The 15,765-nt window shown below is 72.1% G+C and carries 14 protein-coding genes; 2 read left to right on the forward strand and 12 right to left on the reverse strand.

What is annotated here, in order from left to right; genetic code table 11:
• From AC1Q49_RS14715 to AC1Q49_RS14745, 7 genes are all read right to left on the reverse strand, one after another.
• On the reverse strand, positions 1-671 hold a 671-nt coding region (locus AC1Q49_RS14715), incomplete at its 3' end, for an alpha/beta hydrolase (protein WP_492493059.1).
• Between the two features lie 45 nt (positions 672-716).
• Positions 717-1,865 carry a mannitol-1-phosphate 5-dehydrogenase gene (locus tag AC1Q49_RS14720; protein ID WP_061782049.1) on the reverse strand — a complete coding sequence of 383 codons (1,149 nt, stop codon included), beginning with the start codon at positions 1,863-1,865 and terminating at the stop codon, positions 717-719.
• Positions 1,865-2,302, reverse strand: coding sequence for a PTS mannitol transporter subunit IIA (locus AC1Q49_RS14725; RefSeq protein ID WP_492493061.1), 438 nt, complete (start codon positions 2,300-2,302; stop codon positions 1,865-1,867). Before AC1Q49_RS14725 ends, AC1Q49_RS14720 begins: the two co-directional genes overlap by 1 nt.
• 131 nt (positions 2,303-2,433) lie before the next feature.
• The gene (locus AC1Q49_RS14730) at positions 2,434-4,104 is read right to left on the reverse strand and encodes a PTS mannitol transporter subunit IIBC (RefSeq protein ID WP_492493063.1); all 1,671 of its coding nucleotides are present in this window, start codon (positions 4,102-4,104) and stop codon (positions 2,434-2,436) included.
• Positions 4,105-4,136: 32 nt separating this feature from the next.
• Positions 4,137-5,801, reverse strand: a complete 1,665-nt coding sequence (gene ptsP, locus AC1Q49_RS14735; RefSeq protein ID WP_492493065.1) for a phosphoenolpyruvate--protein phosphotransferase — start codon at positions 5,799-5,801, stop codon at positions 4,137-4,139.
• Positions 5,802-5,821: 20 nt separating this feature from the next.
• Positions 5,822-6,097, reverse strand: a complete 276-nt coding sequence (locus AC1Q49_RS14740) for an HPr family phosphocarrier protein (RefSeq protein ID WP_060960979.1) — start codon at positions 6,095-6,097, stop codon at positions 5,822-5,824.
• Positions 6,094-6,438 (reverse strand): PTS sugar transporter subunit IIB, encoded by a 345-nt coding sequence (locus AC1Q49_RS14745; protein ID WP_492493067.1) that lies wholly within the window; start codon positions 6,436-6,438, stop codon positions 6,094-6,096. Before AC1Q49_RS14745 ends, AC1Q49_RS14740 begins: the two co-directional genes overlap by 4 nt.
• Before the next feature lie 109 nt (positions 6,439-6,547).
• On the opposite strand from AC1Q49_RS14745, the gene AC1Q49_RS14750 reads away from it, so the two are divergent.
• Positions 6,548-8,473, forward strand: a complete 1,926-nt coding sequence (locus tag AC1Q49_RS14750; protein WP_492493069.1) for a BglG family transcription antiterminator — start codon at positions 6,548-6,550, stop codon at positions 8,471-8,473.
• A 126-nt stretch (positions 8,474-8,599) separates the two neighbouring features.
• Here AC1Q49_RS14750 and AC1Q49_RS14755 read toward each other — a convergent pair whose 3' ends face one another.
• Both AC1Q49_RS14755 and AC1Q49_RS14760 read right to left on the reverse strand, forming a co-directional pair.
• Positions 8,600-10,291 carry a phospho-sugar mutase gene (locus AC1Q49_RS14755; protein WP_492493071.1) on the reverse strand — a complete coding sequence of 564 codons (1,692 nt, stop codon included), beginning with the start codon at positions 10,289-10,291 and terminating at the stop codon, positions 8,600-8,602.
• Positions 10,288-11,121 carry a purine-nucleoside phosphorylase gene (locus AC1Q49_RS14760; RefSeq protein ID WP_060960976.1) on the reverse strand — a complete coding sequence of 278 codons (834 nt, stop codon included), beginning with the start codon at positions 11,119-11,121 and terminating at the stop codon, positions 10,288-10,290. The genes AC1Q49_RS14755 and AC1Q49_RS14760 overlap by 4 nt, the downstream gene beginning before the upstream one ends.
• A gap of 106 nt (positions 11,122-11,227) precedes the next feature.
• On the opposite strand from AC1Q49_RS14760, the gene AC1Q49_RS14765 reads away from it, so the two are divergent.
• The gene (locus AC1Q49_RS14765) at positions 11,228-12,679 is read left to right on the forward strand and encodes an NAD(P)H-quinone dehydrogenase (RefSeq protein WP_061782051.1); all 1,452 of its coding nucleotides are present in this window, start codon (positions 11,228-11,230) and stop codon (positions 12,677-12,679) included.
• A gap of 54 nt (positions 12,680-12,733) precedes the next feature.
• Here AC1Q49_RS14765 and AC1Q49_RS14770 read toward each other — a convergent pair whose 3' ends face one another.
• The 3 genes from AC1Q49_RS14770 to AC1Q49_RS14780 all read right to left on the reverse strand — a co-directional run bounded on the left by AC1Q49_RS14770 (position 12,734) and on the right by AC1Q49_RS14780 (position 15,734).
• On the reverse strand, positions 12,734-13,180 hold the full coding sequence (locus AC1Q49_RS14770; protein ID WP_492493074.1) for a hypothetical protein: 447 nt from the start codon (positions 13,178-13,180) through the stop codon (positions 12,734-12,736).
• A gap of 1 nt (position 13,181) precedes the next feature.
• Entirely contained in the window at positions 13,182-14,978 is a 1,797-nt protein-coding gene (locus AC1Q49_RS14775) for an acetyl/propionyl/methylcrotonyl-CoA carboxylase subunit alpha (RefSeq protein ID WP_101306736.1), read from the reverse strand.
• 78 nt (positions 14,979-15,056) lie between these two features.
• Entirely contained in the window at positions 15,057-15,734 is a 678-nt protein-coding gene (locus AC1Q49_RS14780) for a Maf family protein (RefSeq protein WP_492493076.1), read from the reverse strand.
• Positions 15,735-15,765 lie beyond the last annotated feature (31 nt).

Raw genomic sequence — 15,765 nt, forward strand, 5'->3', positions numbered from 1 at the left:
GGATCGCTCTGCAGGTTCTCGGCGAGACGGGTCAGGTAGCCGTCGACGGCGCGCCGCGCCGGGTGATCGGCGTCGGCGGGGAGGTTCGGGCGGGCGTCGGCGATCTTCTGCGGCGTCGACAGGCCGTCCTCGGAGCCGCTGATGCTCACGACGGGCAGTCCCGACTGCGACAGGTCGTTCGCGCAGTACGAGCCGAACAGCACGAGGCCGGCGGCATCGGGGGCGAGCTGGCAGGCGCGCACGCCGCCGAGCGAATGCCCTCCGACCAGCCAGCTGCCCACGCCCGGGGCCAGATCGGTGAACGTCGACAGGGAACGCGGATCGAAGAACGCCAGGTTCAGCCACGGCTTCGTGATCACGACGGTCAGATCGTCGTCGGTGACCAGCCCGGACAGGATCGCGGCGTACGCCCACGGATCGACCTTGGCGCCGGGGATGAACACGAGGCCCTCGCCGCTCGCGCCGGATGCCGGGGCCAGCACGATCCCGGCGGCGTCGTCGCTGATGACGATGCGCTCATCCGCGCGCACGGCGGCGAGCGGTTCGGCCTCGGCGGCCATGACGCCCACCTGGCTCCACACCAGCACGCCTGCGACGGCGGCGACCACGAGGCCGCCCAGGATGCCGAAGACCCACCGCCACACGCGGCGGCGGCGGGTCCGGGCAGTCATGCGTCCAGTCTAGGCGGGACCTGCCGGCGCGATCGGCGGGTCAGGTCAGAGCTGCGCCTGCCGCGCCCGCACCACGTCCTCGACCGATGCGAAGAGGGGATGCGTGGGCTCGAGGCCCGTCACCCCGGCGGTGAACGTCGCGGGGTCCTCCTCGCGGAGCCGTCGCTGCAGCTCGACGGACTGCTCGTCGTCGGCGACGTCGAACTCGAGGGCGGCGGCCATCGCCGCGACGAGCGCCGACGTCGACAGCCCGCGTTCCGCCGCCGCGGCGGCCGGACCGACGAAACGCTCGTGGCGTGACAGCTTGCGCAGCGGCTGGCGTCCGACGCGGCCGACCGTGTCGGGCAGGGCCGGGTTCGCGAACCGACGGAGGATCGTCGCCCGGTAGTCGGCGAGGTCCGCGGCATCCCAACCGTGGACGGCCACCAGCAGTGCCGAGGTCTCCTCGAGGGCGGCGGCGACCTTCGCGGCGATGACCGGCTCGGCCAGTGCATCGGAGATCTTGTCGACGCCGGCCTGGGCGCCGAAGTACGCGGTGGCGGCGTGGCCGGTGTTCACGGTGAACAGCTTGCGCTCGATGTACGGCGCGAGGTCGTCCACGAAATGCGCCCCGGGGATGTGCGGCGGGTCGTCGCCGAACGGCGGGCGCTCGATCGCCCACTCGAAGAAGGGCTCGACGGTCACGTCGATCCCCGCCCCCTCCGGCTGGGCCGGCACGATGCGGTCCACTGCGGTGTTGGCGAAGACCGCGCGTCCCGAGATCGCATCCCAGGCGTCGGCGGCCTGCGCCCGGATCTCGTCGCGGAGCGTGTCGGTGGCGCCGATCGCGTTCTCGCACGCCATGACCTGAAGCGGCGGCAACGCGGGGTCGCGCAGGGCGAGTCCCGCGAGGATGTGCGGGGCGACGAAGCGGAGGATCGTCGGGCCGACCGCGGTCGTCACGACGTCGGCCGTCGCGATCTCGTCGATGAGCGCCTGGGCGTCGTTCGCGCTGTCGATCGCGCGGAAGCCGGTCACCACGGTGTCGCGGCCGCCGTCGCCCACCTCGTGGACGGTGTACTCGTCGGCCGCGTTGATGGCGTCGACGAGGGATGCCGCGACATCCGAGAACACGAGCTCGTAGCCGCCCTCGTGCAGGAGGAGGCCCACGAAGCCGCGGCCGATGTTGCCGGCGCCGAAGTGGACGGCCTTCATCAGTCGTTCACCGATGCCAGGAGCCCGAAGAGCTCCTCGGGGCTGCTGGCGGCCTTCAGCCGGGCGACCTCCTCGTCCTCCGAGAAGATGAGGGCGATCTGCGACAGGATGTCGAGGTGCTCGTCGCCCTTGCCGGCGATGCCGACCACGAAGCTGACCTTCTCGCCGTCCCAGTCCACGCCGCCGTCGTAGCGGACGAACGACAGCGCGGAGGCGAGGATCGCATCCTTCGTCTCGTTCGTGCCGTGGGGGATGGCCAGCTCGTTGCCCATGTAGGTGGACACGGTCTGCTCGCGCTGGCGCATCGCATCGAAGTAGGCGTCGGTGACCGCCCCGGCGGCTTCGAGGATGTCGGCCGCCTCGCGCATGGCTTCCTCCTTGGTGACCGATCCGGGGTGGATCCGGACCTGGCCGGCGTTCAGTACGTCGCGTGACATGTCGTCCTCGTCTCTGTTCGTGTCGTCGTCCCGGTCATCGTATGCCGGGGCGATCATGTATCGGGCGAGAGCCGCGGGGACGGGGCATCACGCCTGCCGTCCCCGCGGCGGTCGCGGGGGGCCTGACGCGTTCAGGCCCCGTTCTCGTGCTGCCGCACGACCAGGTCCACGACCTCGTCGTACTTCGGCGAGTTCATGAAGTTGTCCACCGAGACGTGCGTCGCGTTCGGTGTGCGCCCGCGGGCGCGGTCGGTCAGCTGCTGCTGGGTGATGACGAGGTCCTCGCTGCCGTCGAGGTTCGCGATCGCCTTGTTGGTGACCGAGACGTCGTCGACGCCGGCCTTCTTGATCTTGTTGCGCAGCACGCTCGCGCCCATCGCCGAGGAGCCCATGCCGGCGTCGCAGGCGAACACGATGTTCGTCACCCGACCGGCGGGGGCCAGCGTCTCCGTCGCGACGGCGTCGGCGGCGCGGTCGGCGGCGAGCGTCGACGTGTCGCCCTCGAGCCCCGCGTTCGACGCGGCACCCGCACGCAGGTTCGCGAGCGTCGCCGAGCTCTTGCCCTTGTTCGCCTCGGTCTGCGCGATGGCCGCCTCGAAGGAGGCGCTGGAGGCTGCTTCGGCCGCGAGGTCGCGCTTGCGCGAGGCCCGCAGGATGACGCCGGTCACGAGGAAGGTCACCGCCGCCGCGAGGACCACCGACAGGTAGACCACGAGGAGGTTGCCGACGCCGCCGGCCTCGGGGGTCAGCGCCGCCGCGGTCACCGCGATGATGCTGCCCGGAGCCGCCGGGAAGGCGAGGCCGCCGTTGAAGATCATGTTGGTGGTGACACCGGTCGCGCCGCCCGCGATGAGGGCGAGGATCGTCATCGGCTTGCTCAGCGCGTACGGGAAGTAGATCTCGTGGATGCCGCCGAAGAACTGGATGATGATCGCACCCGGGGCCGAGGCCTTCGCCGCGCCGACGCCGAAGAACGTGAAGGCGAGCAGCAGACCCACACCGGGGCCGGGGTTGGCCTCGATGAGGAACAGGATCGACTTGCCCGCCTCGGTCGCCTGCTGGATGCCGAGCGGGGTGAAGACGCCGTGGTTGATGGCGTTGTTGAGGAACAGCACCTTCGCCGGCTCGACGATCACCGACAGCACGGGCAGCAGGTGGAGGTCGACGAGCCACCCGACGATGCCGCCGAGGAACGTGCTCACGCCCAGCATCACCGGGCCGAACGCGAAGAACCCGAAGATCGCGAGGAGCATGCCCAGGATGCCGGCGGAGAAGTTGTTCACCAGCATCTCGAACCCGGGGCGGATCTTGCCGTCCCAGAGCTTGTCCATCTGCTTGGTGATCCAGGCGGCCAGCGGCCCCATGATCATCGCGCCGAGGAACATGGGGATGTTCGTGCCGACGATGACACCCATCGTCGCGATCGTGGCCACGACGCCGCCGCGCTCGCCGTAGACCATCCGACCGCCGGTGTTGGCGATCAGCAGGGGCAGCAGATAGGTGACCATCGGGCCGACCAGGCCGACGAACGTCGTGAACGTCGCGCCGTCCTTGTCCTGGGCGAGGGCGGTCATCGCGCCCTGCCAGTTGATGGTCGCCGCGTCGCCGAAACCGCCGAGCAGGTTGGCGACGGGGAACCAGCCGCCCAACCAGCCCGCGGAGATGAAGAGCATCGTGATGAAGCCCCACGCGATGAATGCCGCGATGTTGGGCATGATCATGCCCGACAGGAAGGTGCCGAACCGCTGCACGCCGACGCGCGCGCGGTTCACCCCCGTCGAGGTCGTAGACGCCGTTGTCATTGTCGTGTGTTCCCTTCGGGTGTGCTCCGCCGTCAGCCGGCGGAGTTCTCAGCGGCGGCCTGTGCCGCCGATCGTGCGGATGCCGCGTCATCGGCGGCGAGGGCGGCCGCGGCGATGCGCTCGGCATCCTCGCGGGTGTACTGCAGGAGCGACGCGCGCACGTCCGCGAGCGCCGTGGGCGCCATGGAGAGCGTGGTCGCACCGAGGCCGACGAGCACGACGGCCAGCAGCGGGTCGGCGGCGGCCTCGCCGCAGATGCCCACCGGCTTGCCGTTCGCCTTGCCGCCGTCGGCGGTCATCTTGATCAGCTGGAGGACGGCGGGGTGCCAGGGGTCCTGATACGACGCGACCGAGCCGAGCAGGCGGTCGGCGGCCAGCGTGTACTGGGTGAGGTCGTTCGTGCCGATCGAGGCGAAGTCCGCGAGCTGCAGGATCCGCGCGGCCTGGATCGCCGACGACGGCACCTCGACCATGACACCCGCGGTCTTGATGCCGTACTCCTTCGCGAGGGTGACGAAGTACTCCGTCTCCTCGACCGTCGAGACCATCGGCGCCATGACCCACAGGTCCGCGTCGCTCGCGGCATCCGCGTTGGCGAGGGCCGTCAGCTGCTCGCGCAGGATGTCCTCGCTCGCGCGGAGGGCGCGCAGGCCCCGGAGCCCCAGCGCCGGGTTGTCCTCGTGGGCGTCGTTGAGGAACGCGAGCGGCTTGTCGGCGCCCGCGTCGAGCGCCCGGACCACGACCTTCTTGCCGGGGAACGCCTGCAGCAGCTCGGTGTACGACGCGGTCTGCTCCTCGACGGTGGGGGCCTGGGTCGCGGAGAGGAACAGGAACTCGGTGCGGAACAGCCCGACGCCCTCGGCGCCCAGCTCGACGGCCTGAGCGGCCCCGCCCGGCTTGCCGAGGTTGGCCAGCAGCGGCACGGCGTGGCCGTCCTTCAGCGCGCCCGGGGTGAGCGGCGCCGAGCCGGCGGCCGCGCGGGTGTCGGCGCGGTGCTGGGCCTGGGCGAGCTCGTCGGAGGTGGGGTCGGTCGTGATGACGCCCTTCGCGGCATCCACGATGACGGTCTGTCCGTCGACCAGGTCCTTCGCCGCGGCGGCGCCGACGACGGCGACGATGGACTTCTCGCGCGCCAGGATCGCGGTGTGCGACGTGGGGCCGCCGTCCGTCGTGACGAGGGCGAGCACCTGGTCGAGGTCGAGCAGGGCGGTGTCGGCGGGAGCGAGGTCCTTCGCGACGAGCACGAACGGGTGGCCGGGGTCGGGGACGCCCGGTGCGGGCAGCCCGCGCAGGCGGGCGATGACCCGCTGTGCGACGTCGTCGAGGTCCGCGGCGCGCTCGCCGAGGTAGCCGCCCATCGCGGCCAGGCTGTCGCGGAAGCTCGCGAACGCCTCGTGGACGGCGAACTCGCCGGTCTTGCCGGCGTTCACCCGCGTGGAGACCTCCGCGTCGAGCGTCGGGTCCTCGGCCATCATCGCCTGCGCCTCCAGGACGTCGCGGGCGAGGCCGCCGGCCTTCGAACCGCGGTCCTCCAGCTCGCGGGCCACCGCCGCGACCGCCTCGCGCACGCGGGCGAGCTCCTCGTCGGGGGTGAGGGTGCTGGGGACGTCCGCGGGGGCCGGCAGCGGGTCCGCCATGCGGGCCACGGGGCCCTGTGCGACGCCCAGTCCGATACCCACTCCACGCAGTTCGCTCATCTTCAGATCTCTCTTTCGGTTCAGTTCTCGTCGTGGTCGGTCGTGAGCAGCTCGGCCAGGGTGTCGAGCACGGCGTTCGCGCTGTCGCCCTCCGCGGCCAGGGTGACGTAGTCGCCCTTCTCGGCGCCCAGCGAGATGACGCCGAGGATGCTGGCGGCGTTGACCGGCGCGCCCGAACCCTTCGAGATGGTCACGGACAGGCCCGAGTCCTTGACGGCCTGGGCGAAGAGCTTGGCCGGGCGGGCGTGCAATCCATTGGACGATCCGATGCGGATCGTGCGGGTCACGGTGCTCATGCGGGGTTCCTCTCCGTCGGGGCGGTCTGTTCTCGGCCGGTCGCCAGCACCTCGTCGACGAGCGCGAGGGTGCGCGTGCCGTGGAGGTCGCTGTAGATGTCGGGGGGAAGGAGGATGACCCGCGCGCGACGCGTCTCCGCTTCGCGACGGATGCGGTCCAGGCTGTCCTGCAGGTGGGGGCCCACGAGCACGACGTCTGCGGCAGCGATGTCGATCGGGAGCGACTGCTCGGTGCCGGCGACGGCGCTGAGCTCGCGCCCGGCCGCCTGCGCCGCGTGTCGGACACGCTGCGCCACGAACGTGCTCGACGCTCCCGCGCCGCACACAACGAGGATCCTCATCGATCCGCCTCCTTCTCCGCCATTCTTGTGAAAGGCCTGGGAGGCGACAACCACACCTGTTTCCGCGGGGGCGGAAACACCCGACGGTGGGCATGGTTGACTGGAACACGTGAGCAGAGCGCGACAGGACCGTGTCATCGCGCTCCTCGCGCGGGAGGGCGACTGGCTGACCGCCGGAGAGCTGGCCGACATCGTGGGCGTCACACCGCGCAGCATCCGCAGCTACGTCACGGCCTTGAACGCCCGCGTCCCCGGCGGAGGGGTCGTGGAGTCGGGCCCGCTCGGCTACCGTGCGGGCGCCGAGGCGCCGCTCGCGCTGCGTGCCGCCGTCGACACCGCGACGCCGCGCGAGCGCGTCCATCGGCTGGTGCGGAGCCTGCTGTCGGGTCGTGAGGGAATCGACGTGTACGAGACGGCCGACGGGTTCCACGTGAGTCCGGCGACCCTGGAGGGCGACCTCGCCCGCGTCCGCGCCCTGCTGGGCGACACCGAGCTGACCCTCGAACGCACCGGCTCGCGCGCGCGCCTGCGCGGCACGGAGATGGCCCAGCGCCGCCTGCTCAGCCGGCTCGCCCACGACGAGACCGACGACGGCGCGTTCGACCTCGACGCGCTCCGGCGCAGCCTGGGCGCGGGGTCCATCGGCGAAGCGGTGTTCGGTCCCTTCAAGGCCGACCTCGTGGCGGGGCTGCGCGACCTCGGCTTCTTCGTCAACGAGTTCGGCATCGGCGACGTCATGATGCACGTCGCGATCACCGCCGACCGCGTGGCCCACGACCGTGCCCTCGAGACCGCCGCGGTCGACGCGGCCACACCGGCACAGGAGCAGGTGGGCGACCTGCTCGACGCGCTGTGCGGCCACCACCTCGGGCTGCGGCTCGGCGCGGGCGACCGCCGCCACCTCGCCGCGCTCGTCCTCGGCCGTGTCGTGGCGCCGGGTCCGGGTGAAGCGGCATCCGTCACCCGCGCCGGGCTGCAGCCCGACGTCGAGAGCGCCGTCCGCGACGTGGTGCACCGTGCGGCGGTGGAGTTCCTCGTCGACATCGAGCACGAGGACTTCGTGCTGCGTCTCGCGCTGCACGTGCAGAACCTGCGACTGCGCGCCCAGGAGCAGGCTTGGTCGCGCAACCCCCTCACCCGATCGCTCAAGGCGACCTATCCGATGATCTTCGAGGTCGCGGTCTTCATCGCCGACGGCTTGCGGGGGCTCCTCGGCATCCCGCTTCTCGACGACGAGATCGCCTACATCGCGATGCACGTCGGAGGGCAACTGGAGCGCAGCCGGCACGCCGGGACGGTGCTGACGGCGACGATCGTGTGCCCCGGGTACTACGAGCTGCACGAGCTGCTGCGCTCGAGCGTCGACCGTTCCCTCGGCCAGTCGGTCGACGTCGTCGGCGTCGACACGCGGGCCGATCCCGACTGGAGCGCGATCCACACCGACCTCATCCTGACCACGATCGATCCGCCCTTCGCGGGCGACGGCATCGTGCGCATCCAGCCGTTCCTCACCGAGTCGGACATCGAGCGGGTGCAGGCCGCGGCGGGGCGCGTGCGGCGGGGACGGCGTCTGGCCCGGCTTCGCGACGAGCTCGGGCGCTACTTCTCGGCCGACGCCTTCGTGGGGCGGGTCGATGCGGATGCCGACGAGGAGAGCGTCATCCGCGACCTCGGCGCCCGGCTGGTCGCGCAGGGCGTGATCGACGACGACTACGTCACGCGCACCCTCGAGCGGGAGCGTCTGTCATCGACCGCGTTCACCGACGCGCTGGCCGTGCCGCACGCGATCGGGATGACCGCGACCCGCACGGCGATCGCCGTCGCGATCGCCGACCCGTCGATGGCGTGGGGCGAGGGGCGCGTGCAGGTGATCGCGATGGTCGCCTTCTCAGAGAGCGACCGCGAGGCGTTCCAGACCGTGTTCGAGCAGCTCGTCGAGGTGTTCAGCGAACGCGACAGCGTGCAGCGCATCGTCCGCCGCGGCACCACCTTCACCCCCTTCCTGGACGAGCTCGTCGCCGTCGTAGACGGCTAGCTCCCCCCTTCTTCTTCTTCTTCTTCTCCCTCCCCCCTCCGCCGAGCCGCCACGACCCGGCCGAGCCGCCATGGCGCGGCCCGCCCGGGGCGTGGCGGCTCGCCGGGGGATGGCGGCTCGCGGGAGTCAGGAGCGGGCGGCGATGAGGGCGCGGGTGGCGGCGTCGAGGGCGGCGAGGCGGGCCTGGGCGTCGGCGGCCGACGTGCCGCGCACGTCGAGGTACGCCTTCAGCTTGGGCTCGGTGCCGCTCGGGCGCACGATCAGTCGCGAGCCGTCGTCGAGCCACAGCCGCAGCACGTCGCCGGGCGGGAACCCGTCGACGCCCGTCAGCAGATCGTCGATCCGCTCGACCGCGACCTCCCCGAGCCGCACCGGCGGGGCGGCGCGCAGAGCGGACATGATGCGCCCGATGACCGACAGGTCGTCGACGCGCAGGGAGACCTGGCCCGAGGCGAAGAAGCCGAACGTGTCCTGGAAGCGTCGCAGCAGATCGCCCAGCCCCTCGCCCCGCTCGCGCGCCTCGGCGATCATGCCGAGGATCGCGATCGCCGCCGAGATGCCGTCCTTGTCGCGCACCGTCTCCGGGTTGACGAGGTAGCCCAGGGCCTCCTCGAACCCGAAGAGGATGCCGGGAGCGCGGGAGATCCACTTGAAACCGGTGAGGGTCGCGTGGAAGTCCAGTCCGTAGTGCTCGGCGACCGCCTGCAGTCCGGGAGAGGAGACGAGCGAGCACGCGAGCGACCCCGTCTCCCCGCGTTCGGCCGCCCGGGCGGCCGCGCGCCAGCCGAGCAGCAGCCCGATCTCGTTGCCGGTGAGCGCCCGCCACCCGCCGTCCGCGGACGGGTCGGGGAGGGCGACCGCGAGACGGTCGGCGTCGGGGTCGTTGGCGATGACGAACTCGGCATCCGCCGCCCGTGCCGTCTCGAACGCGAGGTCCATCGCACCCGGCTCCTCCGGGTTGGGGAACGCGACGGTGGGGAAGCGGCCGTCCGGAGCGATCTGCGCCTCGACGACCGTCGGCCGCGGGTATCCCGCGAGCTCGAGGATGGCGTGCAGCGTCTCGGAGCCGACGCCGTGCATCGCCGTGTAGACCCAGGTCATCCCGGCCGCGCCGGCCGTCGCGGGTGCGACCGCCGCGGTCGCGGCGACGTATGCCTCGACGACGCTCTCCTCGGCGATCTCGTACGTTCCACGCGGCAGGTCGGGCACCGCCGCTCCGGCGGCTACGCGGTCGATGTGCGCCGCGATCTCGGCGTCGGCGGGGGAGACGATCTGCGACCCCTCGTCCGCGCCGCCCAGGTACACCTTGTAGCCGTTGTCGTCCGGCGGGTTGTGCGAGGCCGTGACCATCACGCCGGCGGCGGCGCCGAGGTGACGCACGGCGAACGCCAGCACGGGCGTGGGGAGCATCCGCGGCAGCAGCACCGCGCGCAGCCCCGCTCCCGCGAACAGCTCGGCGGAGTCACGCGCGAACACGTCGGAGTTGCGGCGGCCGTCGTAGCCGATCACGACGAGCGGTGTCGCGTCGGGGCCGGCCTTCTCCCGCAGGTACGCGGCGAAGCCGGCCGCGGCCTGCGAGACGAGCACGCGGTTCATGCGGTTGCTGCCGGCGCCCAGACGCCCGCGCAGCCCCGCCGTGCCGAACTTCAGGCGCGCGCCGAAGCGGTCGGCCAGATCGGCGGATGCCGCGGCATCCCCCGACGCGGCGGCATCCAGCAGCGCGGTCAGCTCGGCGCGGGTCTCGGGGTCGGGGTCCTGGGCGAGCCAGGCGCGGGCCGCGTCGAGGACCGCGGTGCCCGCGGCATCCGCGCCGCTCACAGCCGACCGATCACGCGGGCGAGCAGGGCGGAGATCACCGGCTCGGCGGCCTGGCCGGCCTCGATGACCTCGGCGTGGCTGAGCGGGGTCTTCTGGATGCCGGCGGCGAGGTTCGTGATGAGCGAGAAGCCGAGCACCTCCATGCCCGCCTGCCGGGCGGCGATGGCCTCCAGGGCCGTCGACATGCCGACGATGTGGCCGCCGATCGCCTTCGCCATCTGCACCTCGGCCGGGGTCTCGTAGTGCGGTCCGCGGAACTGGCAATAGACGCCCTCGTCGAGGGTCGGGTCGACGCTGCGGGCGATCTCGCGCAGGCGCGAGGAGTACAGGTCGGTGAGGTCGATGAAGGTCGCGCCCTCCAGGGGCGAGTCCGCCGTGAGGTTGATGTGGTCGCTGATGAGCACGGGGGTTCCCGGCGTCCACGTCTGCTTGATGCCGCCGGCGCCGTTGGTGAGCACCATCGTCTTCGCGCCGGTCGCCGCCGCGGTGCGGACGCTGTGCACGACGCGACGTACGCCGTGGCCCTCGTAGTAGTGGGTGCGGGCCCCGATGACGAGCACGCGCGTGCCGGTCGGCGTGAGGATGCTGCGGATCGATCCGACGTGTCCGGCCAGCGCCGGTGCGCTGAACCCCGTGATCTCGGTGGCCGGAACGGTCGCGGTCGTCTCGCCCACGAGGTCGGCGGCCTTGCCCCAGCCGCTGCCGAGCGTGAGGGCGATGTCGTGGTGCTCGACGCCCGTGAGGCGGGCGATGTCGCCCGCGGCGCGCGCCGCGATCTCGAAGGGGTCGGCGGCGGGATCGTCGAGCGGATTGCTGTTCATGTCGGACATCCTCCCACTCTAGGAACACGGACCGCCCCGGGCCACTCGCTCCGCCGCGGCCGCCCCGTCGCCGGCGGGCGACATCCCGGATGCCGGCGCCTGAGAGAATGGAGCAATGTCGTCGAGCTTCGTGAACACCCAGTCCGTCGCCGTCCTCGGTGGCGGCCCCGGCGGCTACGAGGCGGCGCTCGCCGCCGCGCAGCTCGGCGCGGACGTCACCCTCGTCGAGCGCGCGGGTGTCGGCGGTGCCGCCGTGATCACCGACGTGGTCCCCTCCAAGAGCCTCATCGCCACGGCCGATGCCGCGGTCGCGATCTCCGAGGCGTCCGACCTCGGGGTCCAGTTCTTCGCGAAGGGGGAGAGCGGCGTCGCGCTCAAGCCCGAGGTCGCGATCAATCTCGCCGCCGTCAACAAGCGCCTGCTGTCGCTGGCCCGACAGCAGTCCGACGACATGCGGGCCCAGCTCGTCGATGCGGGCGTGCGGATCATCTCCGGCCACGGACGCCTCGACGGCCATCATGCCCTCGTGGTCGCCACCGGCCCCGGCGGCACCGACTTCGACCGCGTCGAGGCGGACACGCTCGTCGTCGCCGTGGGCGCCTCGCCGCGCGAGCTGCCGACGGCCAAGCCCGACGGCCAGCGCATCCTCACGTGGACCCAGCTCTACGACATGAAGGCGCTTCCCGAGCACCTCATCGTCGTCGGCTCGGGCGTCACCGGCGCGGAGTTCGCGTCGGCCTACATGAACCTCGGGGCGAAGGTCACGCTCATCTCCAGTCGCGATCAGGTGCTGCCCGGCGAGGATGCCGACGCCGCCGCCGTCCTGGAGAAGGTGTTCACCCGCGGCGGGATGACGGTGCTCTCGAAGTCGCGCGCCGACAGTGTGCAGCGCGCCGGCGACGGCGTGGTCGTGACCCTCTCGGACGGGCGCACCGTCGAAGGCAGCCACTGCCTGCTCGCCGTCGGATCGATCCCGAACACCGCCGGCATCGGCCTCGAGGATGCCGGCGTCCAGCTGACCGACTCCGGTCACATCCGCGTCAACCGGGTCGCGCGCACGTCGGTTCCCAACATCTACGCCGCCGGCGACTGCACGACCTTCGTCCCGCTCGCCTCCGTCGCCTCGATGCAGGGGCGCACCGCGATCTTCCACGCCCTGGGCGACACCGTCATCCCGCTGGAGCGCCGCCGGATCACCGCGAACATCTTCACGGCGCCGGAGATCGCGACCGTCGGACGGCAGGAGAAGGACCTGGAGACCGGCGCGATCAACGGCTACGTCTACAAGCTCCCGCTGACCGCCAACGCGCGCGCGAAGATGATGGGGATCAAGGACGGCTTCGTCAAGATCATCGCGCGCGAGGGCAGCGGCACCGTGATCGGCGGCGTGATCGTCGCCCCGCGGGCGTCGGAGCTGATCTACCCCATCGCGATCGCCGTCGAGCGGCGCCTGACCGTCGATCAGGTCTCGCGCGTGTTCGCGGTGTTCCCCTCGTTGAGCGGCTCGATCACCGACGCCACGCGCGCGATGCACCTCGTCAACCGCGACGACGACTTCTTCGGCTGACCGGCCGGGGGCCGGCATCCGCCTGCGCCGCCCGCCGCGGGGTGAACGCGACGGCTAGTGCTGCACCTGGGCGGTCCACATGCCGGTGCCCTCGGGAGAGGTCGCCGACACGCTGATGGCCGTCAGGTTCTGCACGGCGGTGGGGATCGCGATGGGTGTGCGCAGGGCGCCCTGCTGGCAGACGATGTCCTGGGTGGTGCTGAGGGTCTGTCCGCCCGCCGTGTAGACGAGGGCGAACTGTGCGCGGTCGGCGCCGATGCAGCGCAGCTCGACCGCGCGGAACGGGCTCGGCTCGGCGAAGTCCAGCGTCGCCGCGGGCCCGCCCTCGACCGCCGCGAGCATGCCGCCGACGGCCGTGTCCGGCGCCGAGCCGATGACCGACTCCGACCAGGCCGACCATGCCGCGCGGTCCGCGTCGGAGGGGCCCGCGCTGCAGCCGACGAGCACGACGGCGGATGCCGCGGCCGCGACCAGGGCGAGACGGCGGCGCCGGGCGGTCATGTCAGGAGATCGTGAGCAGCTGGTGGCCGGCGGACACGGTGGTTCCCGGGTCGGCGTTGATGGCGCCGACGACGCCGTCCTTGTGCGCCTGAATCGGCTGCTCCATCTTCATGGCCTCGAGGACAACGACGAGGTCGCCCTTGACGACGGGCTGCCCGTCCTCGACCGCGACCTTGACGATCGTGGCCTGCATCGGCGCCTTGACGGCGTCGCCCGACGCGCCCGAGGACACCGACGGGGCGTGCGAGCGGCGCGACGGCGGCACGGCGACCGGGCGACCGATCTTCGCGGGAGCGACCGCGATGCGGTCGGGAAGGCTCACCTCGAGACGCTTGCCCGACACCTCGACGACGACGGTGTGGCGCGGCTCGGCCTCCGCCGGGGACTCCGCCTCGCCGTCCCACGGGGCGATGTCGTTGACGAACTCGGTCTCGATCCAGCGCGTGAACACGCCGAAGCGGCCGTCCTCCGCGGTGAAGGCGGGGTCGCGCACCACCTTGCGGTGGAAGGGCAGCACGGTGGGCATGCCGGCGACCTCGAACTCGTCGAGCGCGCGGCGCGAACGCTCGAGCGCCTCCGCGCGGTCGCGGCCGGTGACGATGAGCTTGCCGAGTAGCGAGTCGAACGCGCCCGAGACGCTGTCGCCGGCGGTGACGCCGGAGTCCAGACGGATGCCGGGGCCGCCGAAGGTCTTGAACTGGTGGATGCGGCCGGGCTGGGGGAGGAAGCCGCGCCCCGGGTCTTCGCCGTTGATGCGGAACTCGATCGAGTGGCCGGTCGGCTGGGGGTCGTCGTAGTCGAGCACACCGCCCTCGGCGAGGCGGAACTGCTCGCGCACGAGATCGATGCCGGTGACCTCCTCGGACACGGGGTGCTCCACCTGCAGCCGGGTGTTGACCTCGAGGAACGAGATCGTGCCGTCGGCGCCGATGAGGAACTCGCACGTTCCCGCGCCCACGTAGCCGACCTCGCGCAGGATCGCCTTGGAGGAGTCGTAGAGCGTGCGGTTCTGCTCCTCGGTGAGGAACGGCGCCGGCGCCTCCTCCACGAGCTTTTGGTGACGGCGCTGCAGCGAGCAGTCGCGCGTCGAGACCACGACGACGTTGCCCTCGGCATCCGCGAGGCACTGGGTCTCGACGTGACGGGGCTTGTCGAGGTACTTCTCCACGAAGCACTCGCCGCGGCCGAAGGCGGCGACCGCCTCGCGCGTGGCCGACTCGAACAGCTCGGCGACCTCGTCCAGCTCGCGGGCGACCTTCAGCCCGCGTCCGCCGCCGCCGTAGGCGGCCTTGATCGCGATCGGCAGGCCGACCTGCTCGGCGAACGCGATGACCTCGTCGGCTCCGGCCACGGGCCCGGGCGTGCCCGGCGCCAGCGGGGCGCCGACCTTCTCGGCGACGTGGCGGGCGGTGACCTTGTCGCCGAGCGCCTCGATGGCCTCGGGCGACGGGCCGATCCAGACGAGGCCGGCGGCGATCACGGCGCGGGCGAACTCGGCGTTCTCCGCGAGGAAGCCGTAGCCGGGGTGCACCGCGTCGGCGCCGGAGCGGCGGGCGACGGAGAGGATCTTCTCGATCGAGAGGTAGGTGTCCGCGCTCGTGGCGCCCTCGAGGGCGTAGGCCTCGTCCGCGAGTTTCGCGTGCATCGCGTCGCGGTCCTGATCGGCGTACACCGCGACCGACCCGCGGCCGGAGTCGCGGGCGGCCCGGATCACCCGGACGGCGATCTCGCCGCGGTTCGCAATGAGCACTTTGGTGATCTGCGGGCGCGCGGCCGCCAGGTCCAGTGAGCGTGGCATGGATGTCAGCCTACCCACGTCCGACCCCCCGCATTTGGATCACCCGCACAAGATCGTCGGGAAATCGTGTGCGAGAGCCTACGAAGACGCCGCCGCCTCCGGCGCCTGCTCGGGCGGTGCCCACAGATCGGTCCAGACGACCCCGAGCCGCGCGCAGAGCCGGCGGACGGTCGACAGCGACATCCCGACGACCGTGGAGGGGTCGCCCTCGACCCGGTCGATGAACGGACCGCCGAGGCTGTCGACGGTGAACGCCCCCGCCACCTGCAACGGCTCGCCGGTCGCGACGTAGGCGGCGATCTCGGCGTCGGAGACGTCGGCGACGAAACCCACCGACGCCGCGGCGACGGCGTGCTCCTCGCGCGGCGGCATCCCCGGGGCCACCCGGATGACGCTGTGCCCCGAGTGCAGGATGCCGGTGCGTCCTCTCATCTGCTCCCACCGCGCGACCGCGACCTCCGGCCGCAGCGGCTTGCCGAGCACCTGTCCGTCGATCTCGAACATCGAATCGCCCCCGACGACGAGTCCGTCGAAGTCGGGATCGTCGCGCACGAGCGCGGCCGCGACGTCGGCCGCCTTGCGCCGGGCCAGCAGCAGCACGTGCTCGTCCGGCGGCAGCACCCGGTGCTCGCTCGCCTCGACCGCGGCGATGACGGCCTCCTCGTCCACCTGCGGGGCGCGCAGGATCGGTTCGATCCCCGCCTGCCGCATGAGCATCAGGCGGGCGGGCGAGGTGGAGGCCAGGCAGAGGCGCATGCCGTCAAGGGTACGGTCCCCGCCCCTGCCC

The organism is Microbacterium sp. MPR-TSA4, assembly GCF_058792815.1.

Bases quoted from the DNA above. Each gene is read 5' to 3' on its own strand.
- AC1Q49_RS14740 (WP_060960979.1), bottom strand. From the start codon at position 6,097: ATGAGCACCGTGACCCGCACGATCCGCATCGGATCGTCCAATGGATTG.
- AC1Q49_RS14745 (WP_492493067.1), bottom strand. From the start codon at position 6,438: ATGAGGATCCTCGTTGTGTGCGGCGCGGGAGCGTCGAGCACGTTCGTG.
- ptsP (WP_492493065.1), bottom strand. From the start codon at position 5,801: ATGAGCGAACTGCGTGGAGTGGGTATCGGACTGGGCGTCGCACAGGGC.
- AC1Q49_RS14780 (WP_492493076.1), bottom strand. From the start codon at position 15,734: ATGCGCCTCTGCCTGGCCTCCACCTCGCCCGCCCGCCTGATGCTCATG.
- AC1Q49_RS14725 (WP_492493061.1), bottom strand. From the start codon at position 2,302: ATGTCACGCGACGTACTGAACGCCGGCCAGGTCCGGATCCACCCCGGA.
- AC1Q49_RS14720 (WP_061782049.1), bottom strand. From the start codon at position 1,865: ATGAAGGCCGTCCACTTCGGCGCCGGCAACATCGGCCGCGGCTTCGTG.
- AC1Q49_RS14730 (WP_492493063.1), bottom strand. From the start codon at position 4,104: ATGACAACGGCGTCTACGACCTCGACGGGGGTGAACCGCGCGCGCGTC.
- AC1Q49_RS14775 (WP_101306736.1), bottom strand. From the start codon at position 14,978: ATGCCACGCTCACTGGACCTGGCGGCCGCGCGCCCGCAGATCACCAAA.
- AC1Q49_RS14760 (WP_060960976.1), bottom strand. From the start codon at position 11,121: ATGTCCGACATGAACAGCAATCCGCTCGACGATCCCGCCGCCGACCCC.
- AC1Q49_RS14765 (WP_061782051.1), top strand. From the start codon at position 11,228: ATGTCGTCGAGCTTCGTGAACACCCAGTCCGTCGCCGTCCTCGGTGGC.
- AC1Q49_RS14770 (WP_492493074.1), bottom strand. From the start codon at position 13,180: ATGACCGCCCGGCGCCGCCGTCTCGCCCTGGTCGCGGCCGCGGCATCC.